The following is a 19,398-nucleotide window of genomic DNA, read 5'->3' on the forward strand; positions in this document are numbered from 1 at the left end:
GTGGTGCCGGCGCCACGGGGCGCCGGCTCGGGAGCGCGCCCGGGAGCGGGGGACTCCGGCGGGAGGGGTGCGTCCTGCGGGGTGCGGGCGGCCTCGGGGCGGGTGGAGTCGTCAGAAGGCTGTGTCATCAGAGGTGCTCTCCTCAGGAGGAAGTGATGTGCGCACCACTGTAGGGCGTGGAGGCCCGGGATGACTCGGGGCGCGCTGCTCAGCCTGCGTCGGCCGCGGCGCCGAGCTGGTCGGCGTCCAGGATCGTGTAGGCGTAGCCCTGCTCGGCCAGGAAGCGCTGGCGGTGGGCGGCGAAGTCCTGGTCCTGGGTGTCGCGCATGACGACCGTGTAGAAGTGTGCGGAGCGCCCGTCGGCCTTCGGACGCAGCAGCCGTCCCAGCCTCTGCGCCTCCTCCTGACGGGAGCCGAATGCACCGCTGACCTGTACGGCGACCGACGCCTCGGGGAGGTCGATCGAGAAGTTCGCGACCTTGGAGACCACCAGGCGCGTGATCGTCCCGCTGCGGAAGGCGTCGAACAGCTCCTGCCGGCGGCGCACCGGGGTCTGGCCGGTGATGAGATCCGCGTCCAGATGCGCTGCGAGCTCCTCGAGCTGGTCGATGTACTGGCCGATCACGAGCATCGGCTCGCCCGGGTGGCGCTCCGCGATCCTCTCGACCACGTCGAGCTTCGCAGGATGTGCGGCGCCGAGCCGGTGACGATCGGTGGCCTCGGCCATGGCGTAGGTCATGCGATCTGCGGAGGGCATCGCCACCCGGATCTCGGTGCAGACCGCTGGCGCGATGTAGCCCTGCGTCTCGATGTCCTTCCATGGGGCGTCGTAGCGCTTCGGGCCGATCAGGGAGAAGACCTCGCCCTCGCGGCCGTCCTCGCGCACGAGCGTCGCGGTCAGGCCCAGGCGTCGCCGCGCCTGCAGATCCGCTGTCATGCGGAAGACGGGCGCGGGCAGCAGATGCACCTCGTCGTACACGATCAGGCCCCAGTCGCGGGCGCTCATCAGCTCCAGGTGCGGATGGACGCCCTTCCTCTTCATGGTGAGGACCTGGTAGGTCGCGATCGTGACCGGTCGGATCTCCTTGGTGGCGCCGGAGTACTCGCCGATCTCGTCCTCGGTGAGGGAGGTGCGGCGCAGCAGCTCGCTCTTCCACTGCCGGGCCGAGACCGTGGAGGTCACCAGGATCAAGGTGGTGCGCTGCATCGCGGCCATCGCGCCGGCGCCCACGAGGGTCTTGCCGGCCCCGCAGGGCAGCACGACCACGCCGCTGCCGCCGTGGCGGAAGCCGTCCACCGCCTCCTGCTGATAGGGGCGCAGGGACCAGTCGTCCTCGCGCAGCGAGATGGCGTGGGCCTCGCCGTCGACATAGCCGGCCTGGTCCTCGGCCGGCCAGCCGAGCTTGAGCAGCGCCTGCTTCAGCGCGCCGCGCTCCGAGGGGTGCACGATGACCGTCGCCTCGTCGATCCGGGCGCCGAGCATGCCCTGGATGCGCTTGGCGCGGGAGACCTCTTCGAGCACGGCCGTGTCCAGAGCGTGCAGCACGAGACCGTGGGTGGGATGGGACTGCAGCTGCAGACGCCCGTAGCGGTCCATCGTGTCCGCGACGTCGATGAGCAGCGAGTGGGGGACCGGGTAGCGCGAGTTGTCCACGAGGGCGGCGACCACGGATTCGGCGTCGTAGCCGGCGGCGCGTGCGTTCCACAGTCCCAGATCGGTGATGCGATAGGTGTGGACGTGCTCGGGGGCGCGTTCGAGCTCGGCGAAGGCGGCGATCGAGGCGCGTGCGGCCTGCGCCTGCGGATGCCCCACCTCGAGCAGGAGGGACTTGTCGCTCTGGACGATGAGGGGGCCGTCGGTCATCCCCTCAGGCTACGCGCGCAGCGGGAACAGCAGAGGGGCCGACGGGGTGAGTCGGGACTCTCCCCATCGGCCCGTCGCGCGAGGGTCGGCGCGGCTCAGGCGCGCGCGGGCTCGGGCAGCGCGCGTCCGCTCAGCCGCTCGTACATGCCGAGCTGGAGCAGGACGGCGAAGGGGACCAGGGCGATGACCGTGATCACGAGCATGCTGGCGACCGAGGTGATCACGGTGAGCACGAGATACGTGACGATCGTGGTGCCGAGGTTGTTCTTCGCGAGCGTGAAGCTCTCCTTGATCGCGGCGCCCGGGGATGCGCCGCGCACTGCGGCCGGGATCGCGAACATGAGCATGACGGTGGCGATGAGCCCGGGGATGTAGAGCAGGATCGTGCCGACCACGATGATCACTCCCACGAGCAGCGCCGTGAGGAAGATGCGCATCGGGCCCGCCATCGCCTGGCCGATGCTCGGGCGTCCGCCGTCGAGGATCAGTCCTCCGGCGCGCGCGGAGCCCGTCTGCCAGAGCAGCGTGACCGGAACGGTCAGGAGGGCGCCGACCAGGACGATGCCGTAGAAGGTGAGGATCGCGCCCAGGTCCGCGGTGTCGGAGGGCGCGGTCTGCTCGAGCTGCGGGATCATGACGACGAAGCCCACACCCATCGCGGCGGCGATCAGCACGAACGCCACGACGCTGTAGATCAGCCCGGCGATGAGGAAGGCGACCGGGTTGCGCAGCAGAGCGTTGCCGGCGAACTGGAGCGCTCCGCCCAGATCGGCGCCCAGGTCAGATCCCGGAGCGGGGCCGGAGACGGGGCCACCGGCCGCCGGGGCCGGGGCCTGGCCCCAGGGGGCGTTCGCGTTCGGAGCGGACCCAGGGGCCGCAGGCTGACCGGGTCCGTGCGGCGCCGGCTCCTGGGCCGACGGCTGACCCCATCCGCCCTGTGAGGGTGCCTGCGGGGCGGGCTGGCCCCACCCGTCCTGCGAGGGGTCCTGGGCCGACGGCTGCCCGGCCGGTCCGGTACCGGGTGACGGTTGGGCGAAGGGATCGTGCGGGGGAAGACTCATCATGTGGCTCTCTCTCGCGGTCGGGACGCCGGTGGAAGGGGAAGGTCGCCCCTGCTGGACGCGTTCACGGTACCGCGCCGGCGCTGCCCGTCGCAGTCGACGTAGGTCGGAGAGTGCACCTCCGCGCGTCGAGAGTGATCGAGCGTGCTCACGGCGGCTCCGGCCGTGGGGAACACGACCCACAGAACGTGACTCCTGAGGCAAGCGCTGGCACGCTCGGCCGCCCGCGCCCGCAGGTCACTAGAATGGGGCCTGATGGACCGGGCCCGCCGTCCGCCGAGCGTCTCGGCGCTGTGCCCCGGCCCGGCTCGACAATCACCTGATCTGAGGAGAACCCATGGCTAGCTTTGCTCCGTCCCCCGCTGATGTCGCCGACATCGGTGTCACCGGAATGGCGGTGATGGGCTCCAACCTGGCCCGCAACTTCGCCCGCAACGGCTTCAAGGTCGCGATCCACAACCGCAGCGTCGGCAAGACCGAGAAGGTCATCGCCGATCACGGAGCCGACGGCGAGTTCTACCCGTCGGAGTCCATGGCAGATTTCGTCGCCTCGCTGCAGAAGCCGCGCGTCGCGATCATCATGGTCAAGGCGGGCAAGCCCACCGACGCCGTGATCGACGAGCTGGCCGGTCTGATGGACGAGGGCGACATCATCGTCGACGCGGGCAACGCCCTGTTCGGCGACACCCGTCGTCGCGAGGCCGCGCTGCGCGAGAAGGGCCTGCACTTCGTGGGCTCCGGCGTCTCCGGCGGTGAGGAGGGCGCCCTGAACGGCCCCTCGATCATGCCCGGCGGCACCAAGGAGTCCTACGACCGGCTCGGCCCCATGTTCGAGAAGATCTCCGCCCACGTCGACGGCGATCCCTGCTGCACCCACGTCGGTGCCGACGGCGCCGGCCACTTCGTGAAGATGGTCCACAACGGCATCGAGTACGCCGACATGCAGGTCATCTCCGAGGCCTACGACCTCATGTCCAAGGCGCTCGGCAAGAACGCCGGCGAGATCGGCGACGTGTTCGCCGAGTGGAACAAGGGCGACCTGGAGTCCTTCCTCATCGAGATCACCGCTGAGGTGCTCCACCACACCGACGTCGAGACCGGCAAGCCGTTCGTCGACGTCATCCTCGACCGCGCGGCCCAGAAGGGCACCGGAGCCTGGACCGTGCAGACGGCCCTGGACCTCGGCGTCCCGGTCACGGGCATCGCCGAGGCCACGTTCGCCCGCTCGGTCTCCGGCTCCACGCCGCAGCGCGAGGCCGGCCGCAAGGTGCTGCCCGCCGAGGCGCAGTCCCTCGAGATCGCCGACGAGGCCCAGTTCATCGACGACCTGCAGAAGGCGCTCTACGCCGCGAAGCTGGTCTCGTACTCGCAGGGCTTCGACGAGATCGCCGCGGGTGCCGAGGAGTACGACTGGGACATCGATCTCGGGGCGATGGCCCGGATCTGGCGCGGAGGCTGCATCATCCGCGCCCGCTTCCTGAACCGGATCACCGAGGCCTACGAGCGCGACGCGAAGCTGCCGCTGCTGCTGAGCGACGAGTACTTCACCACCGAGATCGCCAAGTGCATCCCGGCATGGCGTCGCGTGGTGGCCTTCGCCGCCGCGAGCGGGTACCCGGTGCCGGTGTTCTCCTCGACCCTGTCGTACTACGACGCGGTGCGCGCCGAGCGCCTGCCCGCCGCCCTGGTCCAGGCCCAGCGCGACTACTTCGGTGCGCACACCTACCAGCGCGTCGACGCCGAGGGCACCTTCCACGTGGAGTGGTCCGAGGATCGTCGCGAGACCAAGCAGGACTGATCCTTGCGGGAGGATGCGTCGCACTGCGGCGCGTCCTCCCGGCCTCCTGGATGACGAAAGGCCCGGACCGCGAGGTCCGGGCCTTTCGTCGTGGAGCGTCGACGCGGAGAGGCGCCGACTCGTGCTCAGTACGTCTCGTAGGAGCCTGAGTTGGCGACCACGGAGGCGACGAAGACGAAGTAGAGGATGATGCCGATGATCCACAGCACCAGGAAGATCACGTACGCGATCCAGCCCCACTTGTAGTACTTGTTCGCGGTCTCGAGATCGGTATCGGCCTTCACCAGGCCGAGGATCGCGAGGATCAGCGTGACGATGTTGCCCAGGCACAGCACGGAGACGACCAGCTGGACGATCCACTTGGTCTTGCTGACGGGAGCGCCGCCGGCGGGTGCGGCAGCGGCGAAGTTCGGGTCGGTCATGGTGGTGGTCCCTTCGAGGTTCCTGCGGGTCGGTGACTGATCTGGCTGTCGGCCTCGGCGCAGGGGGTGACCTGCGCTACGGCGGAGACATCATAACCTTGGGAGCCCCCTGAGAAGCGATGGGGAGCACTCCCCATCCTTCATCGGGGGACGTGCCGGCGGGAGCGGCCTGGATCAGCCCAGGGTCACCCGGTGCACGAGCACCGTGAACTCCTCGTCGCTCCCGGCCTCCCGTGCCCGCAGCCGCCCGCCCTCGAGGGAGAGGGGACGCGCGCGCTTCACGACCACGCCGCCGCGGCCGTCCACGATGCCGAGCGGGATCTCCGTCTCCTGCGCGATCGCCTCGAGCAGCCGGTCGGTGACGGAGAGATCGACGGCGCCGTCCTCGGCCGCGCGGATCCTGGTCACTGCCTCGGCGGGCGGAAGCGCCAGCTCAGGGCCGCCGACGGTGACGAGATCGGGATCGACCGGGCCACCGGGCAGCGAATGGGAGACCTCGGGCCCGACGGTGCGCCCGTCCGGTCCGACGGCCTGGGGCGCGAGACCCGCCTGGCGGGAGATCTGCAGGGCGAAGCCCGGATCCGAGAGCGTCACCGCGACCGTGGGAGCCAGACGGTGCAGGGAGAGCGCGGAGGCCTCGGGCGCGACCTGGAGCAGGTCCAGGACCTCGGCCTCGGCGGTCAGCACGGTGGTCGCCCGGGAGACCTGGACGCGGCCGTGGCGGCGCTGCTCGTCGCGCAGCAGATAGGTGAGGCCCTGCGGGATCGGGGAGCGTGACGTCTCCTCGAGCAGGAGCAGGAGCGCCTCCGCATCGCGCCCGCTGCCCAGCGCCCGGCGCACGGACGCCGTGGTCAGACGCAGGGTCAAGGCGCCTCCACGAGAGATGACCTCGCCCCAGTCCAACAGGGGCAGGAGCCGCTCGGCGGGCCGGCCGGGGATCACGACGGTGAGATCGGCGTCCAGCAGCACCTCCTCGACCGGTGGGGGCGCGGCCTCGCGCAGGGCCCCGGCCAGGCGGGCATCGGCCTGGGTGACGTCCTCGTCCAGAGCGAGCACGAGCTCCTGGCCGAGGTTCGTCAGGGCGCCGCCGTGGAGCACTCCGAGAGCCGCGCCCTCGGTGAGCAGGGCGGACGTCTCCTCCTCGATGACGTCGGCGGGGACGAGCGGGAAGGCCCATGCCAGGCAGAGGGAGAGCGACCGGGCGGTGGCGTCGATGCCCGGGCTGGTGCGCAGGGTGCGCAGCAGGCTGCCGCGCCGCGTGCGCACCCCATCGCGTCGGGTGAGGTCCGACAGCAGCGATCGCCCGGTGCCGGTGGCGTCGGGCGTGCCGACGACGGCGGCGAGGTGATGGCCCAGCGCCCAGGCCAGCACCAGCTCGGCCCAGCGCTCCTCGGCGCCCTGGACCCGGTGCGCGTCCCAGTCGCGGGTCGGGTGCCATTCCTGCCCGTCGTGGCCGATCAGGCCGGCCTGCCAGGCGGACTGCAGCACGGTCGCGTAGGCCGGGACGGAGACCCCCGCACGATCAGCGAGGCGCCGCAGGTCGCGCCGGGGGAGACCGCCCCTGCGCAGCACGCCGGGGGGATCGTCGTCGAAGCTGCGCACGGTGCCCAGCAGACGCAGCGACTCGAAGGCCTGCTCGACGGCCTGGGCGGTGCGGGAGCCGGGGATCCGTTCGGAGAGCTCGGTGCCTTCGGGGGAGGGGCGCTGCGCGGCGAACCCGCGCCGCACCCGACCACCGCGCAGGGCGAGGTGCACGGTCCGGGGGATCCGCAGCCCGCCGTCGCCGTCGGCCACCACGATGCCCGCCTCCCGGAGCGCGGCGGCCAGGCGTCCGCGGCCCTCGACGGCAGCAGGCCCCCAGGTGAGAGCGTCGAGTGCCTCGGCCATGGTCTCCCGGGCGGCGCTGACCCGCCGCTCCGCCTGCTCGGGAGCGGGATCGTCGGGCGAGGAGGGGGCGAGGCCGGCGGGGGCGCGGAGGCTCTCGCGCAGCGGGCGGACCAGGTGCAGCTCGTCCTCTCCCCACACGATCGCGAGCGTGGTGAGACGCTCGAGGGAGGGACCGATGGTCGCGGGGTCCGAGGAGACGGAGGCGGCGAGCGCCGCGGGCGAGGCGCCGTCCTCGAGCACGGCGAGCGACTCCACCAGATGCAGCTCGGGCAGCGTGAGCGCGTGCAGAGCCCGACGGGCGGACGTGGCGCCGGCGGCGCGGGCCGCGAGGGGTCCGAGTCCCTTGGGAAGGGGCGAGACGAGATCCGGTCGGGCGACGAGCAGGGCCTCCAGCCGGTCGTCGCCGAACCGTCGCAGGGAGTCCGCGAGGGACCGGATCACAGCGGTCATGATGGGATCCAGCATAGAGTGGGCGCGCCGGACGAGGGATCACGGGTCATGCCCGGGCGGCACCTTCCCGGCATGCCCCTATAGCCCAATCGGCAGAGGCGGCCGCCTTAAAAGCGGCGCAGTGCGGGTTCGAGTCCCGCTGGGGGCACGGATGCGAGGACGGCGGCATCTCAGCCACAATGGGGGCATGACCACCTCCTCCGCCTCCGACCAGCTCATCGCCCGCCTCGACGACGTGCTCTCGCGGATCGACGCCGCCGCGGAGCGCGCGGGCCGCGACAGCAGCGAGATCACCCTGCTGCTGGCCACCAAGACCCGCACCCCGCAGGAGATCGCCGTCGTCGTGGACCTGCTCCGGCAGCGGAACCGCACGATCGCGGTGGGGGAGAACCGGGCCCAGGAGATCGCCAAGCACGCGGACCCGCTGCTGGCGGGCAACGAGGTGCCGCGCCACTTCATCGGCCGTCTGCAGACCAACAAGGCCCGCGACGTGGTCGCTTTCGCGGAGCTGATCCACAGCGTGGATCGCGGGGACATCGCCGACGCCCTCGAGCGCCGTGCCGCGAACGCCGGCCTGGTCCGGGACGTGCTCATCCAGGTCAACACCTCCGGTGAGGAGTCCAAGGGCGGGTACGCGCCCACCCCGGAGGCCGTCGGCCCGATCCTCGAGCGGCTCCGGGCGAGCGAGAACCTGCGTCCGGTGGGACTCATGACGATCGGCGCGAACACCAGCGATGCCGACGAGGTGCGCGCCTCGCTGCGCGGTCTGCGGGCGCTGCGCGACCAGGCGCGCGAGCATTTCGGTGCGCCGGAGCTCACGCAGCTGTCGATGGGGATGAGCGGCGATCTCGAGATCGCGGTCGAGGAGGGCGCGACCATCGTGCGGGTGGGGTCGGCGATCTTCGGCGCGCGCGCCTGACGCCGTCGCGGCGTCTCAGCCGGGGCCGACGAGCGCCTGCGGGATCCCGTACTCGTGCTCGAGCACCTCGCAGGCGGCGCCCACGGCGATGAGGTCGGTGCCGCGGGTGGAGAGCATGACCTCGACGTGCACCCAGGGCTCGGCCCGCAGGCCCACGGCGAGTGCGTCCCGGATCGCATCCATGGACGCGGAGTGGTGCGTGTAGACGGTGCGTCCGCCGAGGACCACGCGATCCACGTCCACCAGCCGCACCAGGTTCACCACGATGGTGGCGAGGATCCTCGCGGCGAACTCCTCGTCCCCGGCCTCCAGCGCAGCCTGGTACTCGGCCTGTGCGCAGCCGCGTCGGCCGCAGCTGCAGGGCACCCCGTCCATCCGCACCACGGTGTGCCCGGCCTCGCCGGCGTGGGAATGCGCCCCGCGCACGATGTTCCCGTCCAGGCAGAGGCTCGCGCCGATCCCGTCCTCGACCAGCACCAGGGCCGCGTCGTCGAGCAGTCCGGGCTGGGACCAGGTCTCTCCCACGAGGGCGGCACGGGAGTCGTGGTCCAGCAGCACGGGCAGGCCCAGCTCCTCGAGCAGCAGCTGCCGGATCGAGGCGCCCCGCCACGGATCCGGCTGCGCGGTGCCGCGGTAGACGCCCTCGCCCCAGTCCACCGGCCCGGGCATCCCCACCCCGGCGCCGAGCAGCTCCCCGCTGCCCACCTCGGCGAGTGCGCGAGCCTCGAGAGCGAGGGTCTCGATCAGCTCGGGGACCGGCTGCAGGCGCCCGATCTCGAGCTCGCGGCGTTCGAGGATCTCACCGGTCAGGTCCACCACCACGCCCCGCACGCGGGAGCGGGTGAGGTGCAGGCCGATCGCCCGGCGCGAGGAGGGCACGATCCGGTAGAGCGTGGTCGGCTTGCCGGGGCCCGAGACGATCGTGCCGGCCTCGGTCATCACACCGCGGCCGATCAGGCGGCCGAGGATCTTGGAGATCGCCTGCGGGGTGACCTGGAGGGCCCGGGCCAGATCGGCCCGTGAGACCGAGTCGCCCCGCCGAGCGACGGCGAGCACCGCGGCGTCATGCGCCCCGGCGACGCGGTCCAGAGGAGTTGTCGGTCTCACAGCGCCCATCCTCGCACGAGCCCCTGCCCCGAGTCGGGCCGGCGGGCGAGGACCGCTCCGGTGTGCCCGACCTGCCCGGGACCAGGCCCGATGGGCGCAGCAGAACCGCTCGGCGAGCACCCGGAGCAGATGTGATCCGGATCAGCCTCCCGACCCTCTTGACGTAACGCAACAGCGTTGGCTTACTCTGGACCCCGGGTCGATGGAGCCCGTCCGTGAACACCCGCTTTCGGAAGCCCGAGGAACCTCTATGACCGCCATCGACGACATCCGCACCGTCCCGCCCGACGCCCCGGGCTCGGAGCCGGAGCTGACCCCCGCGCGCCGCCGTCTCGCCCTGCTCGCGATCGCCCTGGGCGGCTTCGGCATCGGAGCCTCCGAGTTCGTGACCATGGGTCTGCTGCCCGGCCTCGCGCACGGCCTGCTGGGCGACCAGATGGCCACCGACCCCGAGGGCGGCATCGCCCGGGCCGGCATCGCGATCTCCGCCTACGCTCTCGGAGTCGTGGTCGGCGCCCCGATCCTGGCCGTGCTCTCCGTGCGCTGGAGCCGGTCCTCGATGATCGTGGCCCTTGCCGCAGCGCTCGCCGTCGGGACGATCCTCTCGGCGGTCATGCCCACCTTCGAGCTCACCGTCGCGGCCCGCTTCCTCGCCGGCATCCCGCACGGCGCCTACTTCGGCGTCGCCTCGCTGCTCGCCGCCTCCCTCATGGGCCCCGGCAACCAGGGCAAGGGCGTCGCCCTCGCGCTGTCGGGCCTCACCGTCGCGAACCTGATCGGCGTGCCCGTGCTGACGGCGGTCGGCCAGTTCGCCGGGTGGCGAGCCGTCTACCTGCTGATCACGCTGATCTTCCTGGTCACGGTGGTCGCCCTCTACCGCACCGTGCCCCACCAGGCGAAGCCCGTCGGCCGGCGCATGGTCGAGGAGGTCGTCGCGCTCAAGCGCCTCCAGCTGTGGATCATCATGGGCATCGCCGCGGTGGGCTTCGCCGGCGGGTTCGCCGTGTTCAGCTACGTCGCCGACATCACCACCAATGTCACCGGCGCCCCGGCCGCCGCGGTCCCGTGGGTGCTCGCGGCCGCGGGCCTCGGCATGACCGTCGGGAACCTCATCGGGGGCGCCGCCACCGACCGCTCCCTGGAGCGCACCCTGATGATCGGCTTCCCGCTGTACATCGCGGCGCTGGTGGGCCTGTTCCTGGTCGCGCACGTCTCCCTGGTCGCGCTGCTGATCGGCTTCTTCCTGGTCAACGCGGCCAACTCGTCGCTGAACCCCGCGATGCAGACCTGGCTGATCCGGGTGGCGCACCGCTCCGAGGTGCTCGGCGCCTCCCTGAACCACGCCGCCTTCAACGTCGCCAACGCGCTCGGCGCCGCCCTCGGCGGTGCGGTGATCGCCGCCGGCTTCGGCTTCGAGGCGCCGATGGCGGTCTCGATCGTGCTGGCGAGCGTCGGCTTCGTCATGGTCGTCACCACCCTGGTGGCGCTGCGCGTGCGTGCCCGCCGCACCCTCGAGGTGCTCAGCCGTCACGAGGACACCATGACGGGCTCCCTCCCCGCGGTCGAGGCCCGCGAAGAGGTCTCCGTCGGCGTCTGAGCGTCCACCTGACCCGACGAGCGCCCCGGGCGCCGCTCCGGGGCGCTCCGACTTCTCCGAGTCAGCACCGACCCTGCTGGGACCTGCGCGTCCTGCTGGGTCGGTGCTGTCACACTCGGTCATCCGGTGCTCCTGGTCACCGCCCGACGTGCCTACTGTGGACGTGGCGCCCGACGCGTGGCGCCCGGGCCGACCGGCACCCGGGGCCCGTCCCGACGTGAGACCTGTGGAGGGCCCCGTGCACATCCAGACCGCCGCCGTGCAGACGCTCCGGCACCATGAGTTCGGTGCCGTCGTCCCACCGGTCCACCTCGCCTCGACGTACGAGCTCGACCCCGGCAGCGAGGATGGCGCCTACGCCTACCAGCGCGGCTCCAACCCCACCCGGGCGCAGCTCGAAACGGTCCTGGCCACGCTCGACGGTGCCGCCCACGGCTTCGCGTTCGCCTCGGGCATGGCCGCCACCGCCGCCTCGCTGTCCACCCTCGAGGTGGGCGACGAGGTGCTGCTGCCGGCGAGCGTCTACGGCGGCACCTACCGCTTCGTGGACCAGGTGCTTCCCGGGCGCGGCGTCACCGGGCGCTTCGTCGACGATCTCGGCGCACTGACCGATGAGGACTTCACCCCCGCCACCAGGGCGGTCTTCATGGAGACCCCCGCGAACCCGACGCTGCGGATCACCGACCTGCGCCGCCTCACCGAGCTCGCTCATCGCCACGGGGCGATCGTGATCGTCGACAACACCTTCATGACCCCGGTGCTGCAGCGCCCGCTCGAGCTGGGGGCGGACGTCGTCGTGCAGTCCGCCACCAAGTACCTCGCGGGCCACTCCGATCTCCTGGCCGGGGCCATCACCACCGATGACGAGAGGCTGGCGGAGGCCTTCGCCCTCGCGCAGAAGGCGCAGGGCGGCGTGCTCTCCCCGGGAGACTCCTTCCGTCTGATCCAGGGGATCAAGACCCTCCCGCTGCGCCTGGAGCGTCAGCAGGCGAACGCGCGAGCGATCGTGGAGCACCTGCGCGCCCATGACGACATCGCCACGGTCCGGTACCCGGGCTCGCACAGCGAGGAGGAGGCGAGGATCCACGCCTCCCAGGCCACCGGTACCGGTGCGGTGCTCTCCTTCGAGCTCGCTCCCGGCCTGGATCGGGTCGCCTTCGTGCGGGCCCTGCGCTATCCGGGCTATGCGGTCAGCCTCGGAGGCGTCGAGTCGCTGATCTGCCGCCCCGCCACGATGACCCACGAGGCCATGACCCCGACAGCGCGCGAGAACGCCGGCATCTCGGACGAGCTGCTGCGACTGGCGGTGGGCATCGAGGACATCGGCGATCTGCTCGAGGACCTCGACCAGGCGCTCCGCGCCGCGCACTGAACGCGGGCTTCTCGCTCAGAGCGGAGTCCGCTTCCAGGTCCGGCACGGGAATCGTCGATACAGTAGAGGGGTCGGCGCGCCGGGGAGCTCTTTACGTGGTCCCCGACGTCGGCCCACCAACTCTCGTGAGGAGCGCCATGGCACGCCACAACATCGTGTTCGGCCGCGACCAGGCAGTGCAGGGGCAGAACTACACCGCCCCCCAGTTCGGCCAGTCGCAGGGCGGACAGGCCCAGGGGACCCAATGGTCCTCGGGCTTCGACCAGCAGAGCCCCGACAACCTCGAGGCCATCTACGCCCGCCCGTCCGCGGGCGGTCACGACACCGGCCGGATGACCCTGCGTGACGCGTTGAACGCGATCACGGCGACGCTCGGCCTGATCGTCGTCGTCGGCTTCGCCGTGGGCGTGCTGCCGACGGTCCTGGGCCTGGTGGCCGGTGAACAGGGCGCAAGCGCCGGGATGATGCTGGCGCAGGTCTCCCTCGTGGTCGGCCTCATCGGCGGCCTCGTCACGGCCCTCGTGAACATCTTCAAGAAGCAGCCCTCGCCGATCCTCGTGCTCGCCTATGCGGCGTTCGAGGGTCTGCTCCTGGGCGGGTTCAGCGCCGTCCTGGGCGCGGCGTTCCCGGGCATCGCCCTGCAGGCGGTCTTCGGAACCCTCGCCGTGGCCGGCACCGTGCTGGTGCTGTTCCGCATGGGCGTCCTGCGCAGCTCCCCGAAGCTCACCAAGATCTTCATGGTCGCGATGGTCGCCTACCTGCTGTTCGGCGTGGTGAACATCGTCTACATCTTCGCGTCCGGCGGCAGCCTGCGTGAAGGCGTGTTCGGTCTGGTCATCGGCGGCCTCGCCGTGGTGATGGCCTCCTACTCGCTGGTCCTGGACTTCGAGGACGTGCAGCGGGCCTCGAACGCGGGTGTGCCCCGCGTCTACGCCTGGCGCTGCGCCTTCGGCATCGCCGCCACCATGGTGTGGCTGTACATCGAGATCCTGCGGATCCTCTCGATCCTCCGCGGTGACTGATATCGACCGCAGCTGATCGGCAGCGAACGCGACCGGCACGGCCGCGCGGTGTCCGATCGGTATGCTTGCACGGCGGGTCCCGTCCTCGGGGCCCGCCGTGACGTATCTGGTCGAACGCACGGCGAATCGGCCGGGCGGACCATCCCGCAGAGAGGAGCTCCCCGTGGCCGAGCTCTGGCAATGGATCCAGGACCACGGCGTGGTCGTGGTGACCTACGTCTATCTCGGTCTGGACGTGCTCCTGCGACTCGTCGGCCTGGTGGTGGTTCCCCGGAACCGTCGCCCCGGGTCGGCCCTCGCCTGGTTGATGGCGATCATGGTCCTCCCGCTGGTCGGCTTCCCGCTCTACCTGCTCCTGGGCAAGGCCGAGCTGCCCCGCAAGCGTCGTGAGAAGCAGAAGGTCATCAACCGTCTGATGCACGTGCGGGCGCAGGACCTCCCCGACAGCGAGCTCGACGAGGACTCGCCCAGCTGGCTGCAGTCCGCCGTGAGCCTGAACCGGGAGCTCGGCGCGTTTCCGCTGACCGGCAACAACTCGGCCGATCTCGAGATCGACTACGACACCTCGATCGCCCGCATGACGGCGGACATCCGCGCCGCGACCCGCGAGGTGCACGTGCTGTTCTTCGCCATGGCGCTGGACGAGGTCACGCAGGACTTCTTCGATGCCCTCGCCGAGGCGGCCGACCGCGGCGTGACCGTGCGTGTGCTGTACGACCACTGGGGCTCCCTCAGCCACGGGTCCGTCTACCGGGCGATGCGCCGTCATCTCGACGCCCACGGCATCGAGCACTATCCGATGATGCCGATCAAGCCCTTCCGCGACGGCGCCTTCCAGCGACCCGATCTGCGCAATCACCGCAAGCTGCTGATCCTCGACGGTCAGATCGGGTGGATGGGCAGCCAGAACCTCATCGCCGCCCACTACGACAAGAAGTCCAACATCCGGCGCGGCCTGCACTGGCAGGAGACCATGGCCCGGTTCCGCGGGCCGATCGTCTCGGAGATGAACCTGCTGTTCGCCACGGACTGGTACTACGAGTCCGCGGAGATGCTCACCGAGGACGACCTGGTCCAGGCGCCGACGGACACCTCGGGCAGCTACGAGTGCCAGCTGGTGCCCAGCGGGCCCGGCTTCGTGTTCGAGAACAACCTCGCGCTGTTCAACCAGCTCTTCTACTCCGCGAGCCGACGGATCATCGCCGTCAGCCCGTACTTCGTGCCCGAGGAGTCGATGCTCGCCGCACTCGTCACCGCCGCGCGGCGCGGGGTCGAGGTCGAGCTGTTCGTCTCGGAGATCGGCGACCAGTTCCTGGTCTTCCACGCCCAGCGCTCCTACTACGCGGCGCTGCTCGAGGCGGGCGTCAGGATCTGGCTCTACCGCGCGCCGACGATCCTTCATGCCAAGCACGTCACGATCGACGACGCCGTGACGGTGATCGGCTCCTCGAACATGGACATCCGCTCGTTCCTGCTGGACATGGAGAGTTCGATGATGATCGGCGGCACCGACTTCATGGAGAAGATGCACCACGTCGAGGACGTCTACCGCTCCCGCAGCCGGGAGCTGACGCTCGAGGAGTGGGAGCAGCGGCCGGTGCCGATGCGACTGCTGGACAATCTCTGTCGGCTCGCGTCGGCGGTCGTCTGAGTCCGGTCAGCTTCCCAGCCCCGTGAGGGATTCATAGGCCTCCTCGGCCGCCTCCTCATGCTCGGTGACGCCCACGGCGTGCTCCAGGACCAGGGCGCTGGGGCCCTCGTCCGCCTCGAGCACGACCACCAGGATCGCGGTGGCATCGGTCCGCTCGAGGGTGTCGTGGCCGAAGTTCACGACCGCTGTGGTCTCGTAGCCGGGCATCCCCGCGATCGTCACCGGCTTGGTGACCTCGTCGTCCCAGGTGCGCTCGGTCGCCTTGCCGCCCCAGCTGCCGTCGGTGAAGAGGCACTTGGCGATCCGCTGGGAGGCGGCCTCGTTGCCGGGATAGTCGATGCCGGGCTGCCACTGGACCAGGCCGACGGTGGCCGAGGAGTACCAGTTCTTCTCGACCTCGCCGCGGGCGATCTGGGTGTCGTTGAGGAAGGAGGCAGGGCCGGTGGATCCACGGCCGCTGTACTCCGCGGGCGGGATGAACTGCAGCCCGCCGCCGCGCAGCTTCCCGGACGGGTTCGTGGAGGTCCGCTCGTACTCGGGGGAGTAGCAGCGCTGCTCGACCACCTCCGTGGGCTCGGGGGAGGCGCTCCCGGTCGCCGAGGCGGCCGAGCTGTGCGCGGTGGTGGTCTGCTCACCGGCACCCCCCAGTCCGGACGGACGCAGCACGAGATAGGCGACGGTGGCGCCGACGATCAGGAGGAAGACCAGCGCGAAGGAGAGCACGCCGACCAGCAGCGGGCCACCTCGACCGCCGCCGGGGGTCGGCGGCGGGGTGCCGGTGTGCTGCGGTCCGGTGTGCACGGGATGCTCCTTCGTCGATGCCCTGTCCGGGGCAACGTCACTCGACGACCTCGAGGCTGTCGATGATGTCCTCGAGCTCCTGGACGTGTTCGGGCTGGTCGGCCGCGACGTCGCTGGCCAGGGCGCTCGGCCCGTCCGGTCCCTCGACCACGACGGCGGTCACCACCGACGAGTCCGTCGTCGAGAGCACCGCCGGGTCCTCGAAATGATAGGTGGCCTGCACTATCCATGCAGGACTGCCGTCCACGGTGAAGGCTTCGGACCGGTAGTCCGTCACCTCGGGATGGTCACCGAAGTAGGCGACGACCCCGGAGGTGGTCGCGTAGCACTGGAAGATCGAGACGGCAGCGGACTCCATGCCCGGATAGCCGCCCTCCTCCTCGGGCCAGACCACGCGACCGAGGTTCACGACGCTGTACCAGCTGCCCTCGACGTTCCGGCCCTGTGCGTCGACCTCTGTCATGTACGGCAGCGCACCGGACCCCCAGGCGAACTTCCAGGTGGGAGGAATCGTGTACTGCAGATCCCCGCCGCGGATGGTGCCGGGATCGGCTCGCTGGGCGGGGGAGGGCTCGGGGACGGTGCAGTCCGTGGTGGGCTTCTCCGTGAAGATCGGCGGCGGCGGGGCGATGTCGGGATCCTCGGGGTTCGGCACGTACTCCGAATGGCCCTCTCCGGTGCGATCAGCCGTGTCGTACGCCTCGGGATCCTGGTCCAGGACCGAGCGGAACACCGTCTGCGAGAGCACCAGGGCCAGCACGGCGAGGAGCACCACGCCGGAGCCGACGATCGAGAGCACGGTGGCCAGGGTGCGTCGGCGCGAGCGCGGGCTGGGGTCGCTCAGGTCGGGGACGTGCTGCTGCCCCTCGTGGTCCGGGAGCGCGTCCGGCTCGGCGCCGGTGAAGTCGGGCAGGCCCGAGCCCGCGGACCGCAGATCGTCGCCGTGCGGATTCTCAGTCATCGTCACCTCCCCGGCGCAGCCGGTCCCATGCCCCGATCCGGGCCCCTTGCCCCGGGCGATTCTCGCACGGACCACCCGTTCGGTGCCCTGACCGGACAGTGGTCGGTCTCTCGGCGATCCCCGCGCGGCCGAGGCCAGATGCGATTGGTACTCTCCGGGCACACGGCCGACGGAGCCCCCTGCCCGCCCCGGCCCCGATGGATGGAGTCTGCATGCGCCCACCCCTGGTCCTCACGATCGCCGCCTCGGACTCCGACGGTGCCTCCGGTCTCCAGTCGGATCTGAAGACGTTCACGGCTCTCGGAGCGTACGGCGCGAGCGCTGCGACCATGATCTGCGCCGTGAACACGCAGGGTCTGCGCGGGATCCACTACCTCCCCGGGGACGTGGTGCGCGGCCAGATCGATGCGGTCGCCACGGATCTGCTGCTGGATGCCACGAAGATCGGTGCCCTGGGCAGCGCCGCTGTCGTGGAGGCGGTCGCCGCAGCGGTGCGCGAGCACCGGGACCGGCTGGGGAGGCTCCTCCTCGACCCGGTGATGGTGGGCAGCGACGGGTCCGCGCTGATCTCCGCCGAGGGCGCCCGCGCGCTGCGCGACTCCCTCGTGCCTCTGGTGGACCTGCTCACCCCGAACATGGCCGAGGCCGCGCAGCTGCTGGGCAGGCCGATCGCGACCTCGCTGGACGAGATGCGCGAGCAGGCGCTGGCCCTCCAGGCCCTCGGGCCGCAGGCCGTGCTGGTCACCGGCGGGCGCCTCGAGCACGATGACGCCGTCGATGTGCTGGTGCATCCCGGTGGCACCGACCTGCTGCGCGCCGATCGCGTCCCCGGTCGGCGCGTGCGTGGTGCGGGGTCCACGCTCTCCGCCGCGATCGCCGCGCAGCTCGCCCGCATCGAGGAGTACGACCGGGCCGGGGAGCTCGAGGAGATCGGCGATGCCGGCACCGACGACGACCTGGTGACGATCGTGGCCTCGGCCCGTGAGTTCCTGGCCAGTGCGATCGAGAACGCCGGCGACTGGTCGATCTCCCGCAGCGACTCCGGCTACAGCACGCTGAACCACCTGATCACGCTCGACAAGGACTGATCGGGCGGGACGCACGGAGCGCCTCGGACCCGGACGGTCCCGGCGAGCGCGGCGAACCCGGCGATCCGGCGAGTGCGGGGATCAGGCGGGTCCGGCGGGTCCGACGGGCTCAGCGGGTCCGGCCGGCTCGGCTCAGCCGTCGAGCAGACCCAGGTCCTGCTTGAGGGAGAGCACGCGCAGCGCCGATTCCCGCACCCGCTCCTCCTGCGCGGAGGACTGCCCCGCCCAGTCCTCGACGGCGTCGACCAGCTGTCCGGTCAACGAGGCATCGGCGGTGAGCACCAGGTCGCCGCCGGCCTCGAGCAGGCGCGTGGCACGGTCGGCGACGGGCACCGAGGCGACGGCCTCCGCGGCGCCGATGTCGTCGGTGACCACGAGCCCGTCGTAGCCGAGCTGATCGCGCAGCAGATCGGTGATGACCACGGAGGAGAACATCGCCGGCACTCCCGGCTCGAGCTCCGGGTAGATCGCGGAGGACATCATCACCAGCTGGGCACCGGCGTCGATCCCCGCGGTGAAAGAGTCCAGGAACGGGTCATCAGGGCCGGTCACGGTGTCCTCGATGCCCTCGGCGGAGAAGTCGGTGTTCTGCTCCACCCGGCCCAGGCCCGGGAAGTGCTTGAGGGTGGCCGCCACACCCTGCGCCGTCAGCGCCTCGACCGCGGCCCGCACGCACTCGCCCACGTGCTCGGGCTCGGTGCCGAAGCCGCGGCCCAGCCCGCCGACGGGCTCATTGGCATCGCCCAGCTCGGGGTCCACGACGTCGGCGACCGGAGCGAGGTCCACGTGGATGCCGAGCGCGGCGAGGTCTTCGCCGATGCTCGTGTACGCGTCCGTCACGGCCCGGCCGCTGTCAGCGCTGTCAGCTCCCAGGGTCTCGGCCGACGGGGTGCGTCGGGCGGCATCCCCGCGCAGCATCCGCACCTGCCCGCCCTCCTGGTCCACCGCGATCAGGGGCGCCACGCCGTCGCTGACGCCGTCGTGGGCGCTGCTCACCACGGACTCCACTGCGGCGGGGTCCTTCCACACCTGCAGCAGGAAGATGCCGGCGGCGTGATGGTCGGTCCATACCTCTGCGGGGATCTCGGTGCCTGCGGGGATCCCGACCAGCTCCAGCTGGCCGGCGATCTCGCGCGGGCTCAGCTCGTCCAGCAGCAGCTCCGCGGCCGTCGGCTCGGGCTCGGTGGTGGGATCCGCCGTGGGCTCCGCACCGCCGTCCGAGCTGCCGCCGTCGGATCCCCCGTGGTCGGAGGAGCCGCCGGAGTCGCTGGTTCCGTCGGCAGCGGGATCCTGTCCGGAGTCGGTGCAGGCGGCGAGCGCTGCAGCGGGGGTCAGGGCCAGAAGATGACGTCGGCGCATGGCGCCAGTGTTCCACGCCGCGACGAGCCTCAGGAAGTC

15 protein-coding genes and 1 tRNA gene are annotated in these 19,398 nt (G+C 71.2%); 8 read left to right on the forward strand and 8 right to left on the reverse strand.

Features of this window, described 5'->3' with window-relative positions:
- Positions 1-208: 208 nt before the first annotated feature.
- Together CIK81_RS11685 and CIK81_RS11690 are read right to left on the reverse strand one after the other, a co-directional pair.
- On the reverse strand, positions 209-1,864 hold the full coding sequence (locus CIK81_RS11685) for a DNA repair helicase XPB (protein ID WP_096196722.1): 1,656 nt from the start codon (positions 1,862-1,864) through the stop codon (positions 209-211).
- Between the two features lie 95 nt (positions 1,865-1,959).
- Entirely contained in the window at positions 1,960-2,928 is a 969-nt protein-coding gene (locus CIK81_RS11690; RefSeq protein ID WP_241964137.1) for a hypothetical protein, read from the reverse strand.
- Positions 2,929-3,262: 334 nt separating this feature from the next.
- On the opposite strand from CIK81_RS11690, the gene gndA reads away from it, so the two are divergent.
- Positions 3,263-4,723, forward strand: a complete 1,461-nt coding sequence (gene gndA, locus CIK81_RS11695) for an NADP-dependent phosphogluconate dehydrogenase (protein ID WP_096196723.1) — start codon at positions 3,263-3,265, stop codon at positions 4,721-4,723.
- 125 nt (positions 4,724-4,848) lie between these two features.
- Here gndA and CIK81_RS11700 read toward each other — a convergent pair whose 3' ends face one another.
- On the reverse strand, positions 4,849-5,145 hold the full coding sequence (locus tag CIK81_RS11700) for a hypothetical protein (RefSeq protein WP_096163875.1): 297 nt from the start codon (positions 5,143-5,145) through the stop codon (positions 4,849-4,851).
- 174 nt (positions 5,146-5,319) lie between these two features.
- The gene (locus CIK81_RS11705; RefSeq protein ID WP_114355762.1) at positions 5,320-7,482 is read right to left on the reverse strand and encodes a helicase-associated domain-containing protein; all 2,163 of its coding nucleotides are present in this window, start codon (positions 7,480-7,482) and stop codon (positions 5,320-5,322) included.
- 74 nt (positions 7,483-7,556) lie between these two features.
- Here CIK81_RS11705 and CIK81_RS11710 point away from each other — a divergent pair.
- Positions 7,557-7,630: transfer RNA gene (locus CIK81_RS11710), tRNA-Leu, on the forward strand.
- 39 nt (positions 7,631-7,669) lie between these two features.
- Positions 7,670-8,401 carry a YggS family pyridoxal phosphate-dependent enzyme gene (locus CIK81_RS11715; RefSeq protein WP_114355739.1) on the forward strand — a complete coding sequence of 244 codons (732 nt, stop codon included), beginning with the start codon at positions 7,670-7,672 and terminating at the stop codon, positions 8,399-8,401.
- A 15-nt stretch (positions 8,402-8,416) separates the two neighbouring features.
- Here CIK81_RS11715 and CIK81_RS11720 read toward each other — a convergent pair whose 3' ends face one another.
- Positions 8,417-9,517, reverse strand: coding sequence for an ROK family transcriptional regulator (locus CIK81_RS11720; protein ID WP_114311260.1), 1,101 nt, complete (start codon positions 9,515-9,517; stop codon positions 8,417-8,419).
- Positions 9,518-9,758: 241 nt separating this feature from the next.
- Here CIK81_RS11720 and CIK81_RS11725 point away from each other — a divergent pair, with 241 nt between their 5' ends.
- The 4 genes from CIK81_RS11725 (at position 9,759) to cls (ending at position 15,150) form a co-directional block, all read left to right on the forward strand.
- Complete coding sequence (locus tag CIK81_RS11725) at positions 9,759-11,105, forward strand: MFS transporter (RefSeq protein WP_114355740.1); 1,347 nt, start codon at positions 9,759-9,761, stop codon at positions 11,103-11,105.
- Positions 11,106-11,343: 238 nt separating this feature from the next.
- The gene (locus CIK81_RS11730; RefSeq protein ID WP_114355741.1) at positions 11,344-12,477 is read left to right on the forward strand and encodes a PLP-dependent aspartate aminotransferase family protein; all 1,134 of its coding nucleotides are present in this window, start codon (positions 11,344-11,346) and stop codon (positions 12,475-12,477) included.
- 137 nt (positions 12,478-12,614) lie between these two features.
- Positions 12,615-13,499, forward strand: coding sequence for a Bax inhibitor-1/YccA family protein (locus CIK81_RS11735; RefSeq protein WP_114311263.1), 885 nt, complete (start codon positions 12,615-12,617; stop codon positions 13,497-13,499).
- Between the two features lie 163 nt (positions 13,500-13,662).
- On the forward strand, positions 13,663-15,150 hold the full coding sequence (cls, locus tag CIK81_RS11740) for a cardiolipin synthase (protein ID WP_096163881.1): 1,488 nt from the start codon (positions 13,663-13,665) through the stop codon (positions 15,148-15,150).
- Between the two features lie 6 nt (positions 15,151-15,156).
- On the opposite strand, the gene CIK81_RS11745 is transcribed toward cls, so the two are convergent.
- Complete coding sequence (locus tag CIK81_RS11745) at positions 15,157-15,951, reverse strand: hypothetical protein (RefSeq protein ID WP_114355742.1); 795 nt, start codon at positions 15,949-15,951, stop codon at positions 15,157-15,159.
- 37 nt (positions 15,952-15,988) lie between these two features.
- Positions 15,989-16,912: a hypothetical protein gene (locus tag CIK81_RS11750; RefSeq protein ID WP_096163883.1), complete on the reverse strand. Its 924-nt coding sequence runs from the start codon at positions 16,910-16,912 to the stop codon at positions 15,989-15,991.
- Between the two features lie 212 nt (positions 16,913-17,124).
- Here CIK81_RS11750 and thiD point away from each other — a divergent pair, with 212 nt between their 5' ends.
- On the forward strand, positions 17,125-18,000 hold the full coding sequence (thiD, locus tag CIK81_RS11755; RefSeq protein WP_114305051.1) for a bifunctional hydroxymethylpyrimidine kinase/phosphomethylpyrimidine kinase: 876 nt from the start codon (positions 17,125-17,127) through the stop codon (positions 17,998-18,000).
- 132 nt (positions 18,001-18,132) lie between these two features.
- On the opposite strand, the gene CIK81_RS11760 is transcribed toward thiD, so the two are convergent.
- Positions 18,133-19,359, reverse strand: coding sequence for a glycoside hydrolase family 3 N-terminal domain-containing protein (locus tag CIK81_RS11760; protein WP_158542015.1), 1,227 nt, complete (start codon positions 19,357-19,359; stop codon positions 18,133-18,135).
- Positions 19,360-19,398: the final 39 nt, after the last annotated feature.

The organism is Brachybacterium sp. JB7 (assembly GCF_003335205.1).
GTDB classification, from domain to species: domain Bacteria; phylum Actinomycetota; class Actinomycetes; order Actinomycetales; family Dermabacteraceae; genus Brachybacterium; species Brachybacterium alimentarium.

Bases quoted from the DNA above. Each gene is read 5' to 3' on its own strand.
- CIK81_RS11685 (WP_096196722.1), bottom strand. From the start codon at position 1,864: ATGACCGACGGCCCCCTCATCGTCCAGAGCGACAAGTCCCTCCTGCTC.
- CIK81_RS11690 (WP_241964137.1), bottom strand. From the start codon at position 2,928: ATGATGAGTCTTCCCCCGCACGATCCCTTCGCCCAACCGTCACCCGGT.
- gndA (WP_096196723.1), top strand. From the start codon at position 3,263: ATGGCTAGCTTTGCTCCGTCCCCCGCTGATGTCGCCGACATCGGTGTC.
- CIK81_RS11700 (WP_096163875.1), bottom strand. From the start codon at position 5,145: ATGACCGACCCGAACTTCGCCGCTGCCGCACCCGCCGGCGGCGCTCCC.
- CIK81_RS11705 (WP_114355762.1), bottom strand. From the start codon at position 7,482: ATGACCGCTGTGATCCGGTCCCTCGCGGACTCCCTGCGACGGTTCGGC.
- CIK81_RS11715 (WP_114355739.1), top strand. From the start codon at position 7,670: ATGACCACCTCCTCCGCCTCCGACCAGCTCATCGCCCGCCTCGACGAC.
- CIK81_RS11720 (WP_114311260.1), bottom strand. From the start codon at position 9,517: ATGGGCGCTGTGAGACCGACAACTCCTCTGGACCGCGTCGCCGGGGCG.
- CIK81_RS11725 (WP_114355740.1), top strand. From the start codon at position 9,759: ATGACCGCCATCGACGACATCCGCACCGTCCCGCCCGACGCCCCGGGC.
- CIK81_RS11735 (WP_114311263.1), top strand. From the start codon at position 12,615: ATGGCACGCCACAACATCGTGTTCGGCCGCGACCAGGCAGTGCAGGGG.
- CIK81_RS11750 (WP_096163883.1), bottom strand. From the start codon at position 16,912: ATGACTGAGAATCCGCACGGCGACGATCTGCGGTCCGCGGGCTCGGGC.
- thiD (WP_114305051.1), top strand. From the start codon at position 17,125: ATGCGCCCACCCCTGGTCCTCACGATCGCCGCCTCGGACTCCGACGGT.
- CIK81_RS11760 (WP_158542015.1), bottom strand. From the start codon at position 19,359: ATGCGCCGACGTCATCTTCTGGCCCTGACCCCCGCTGCAGCGCTCGCC.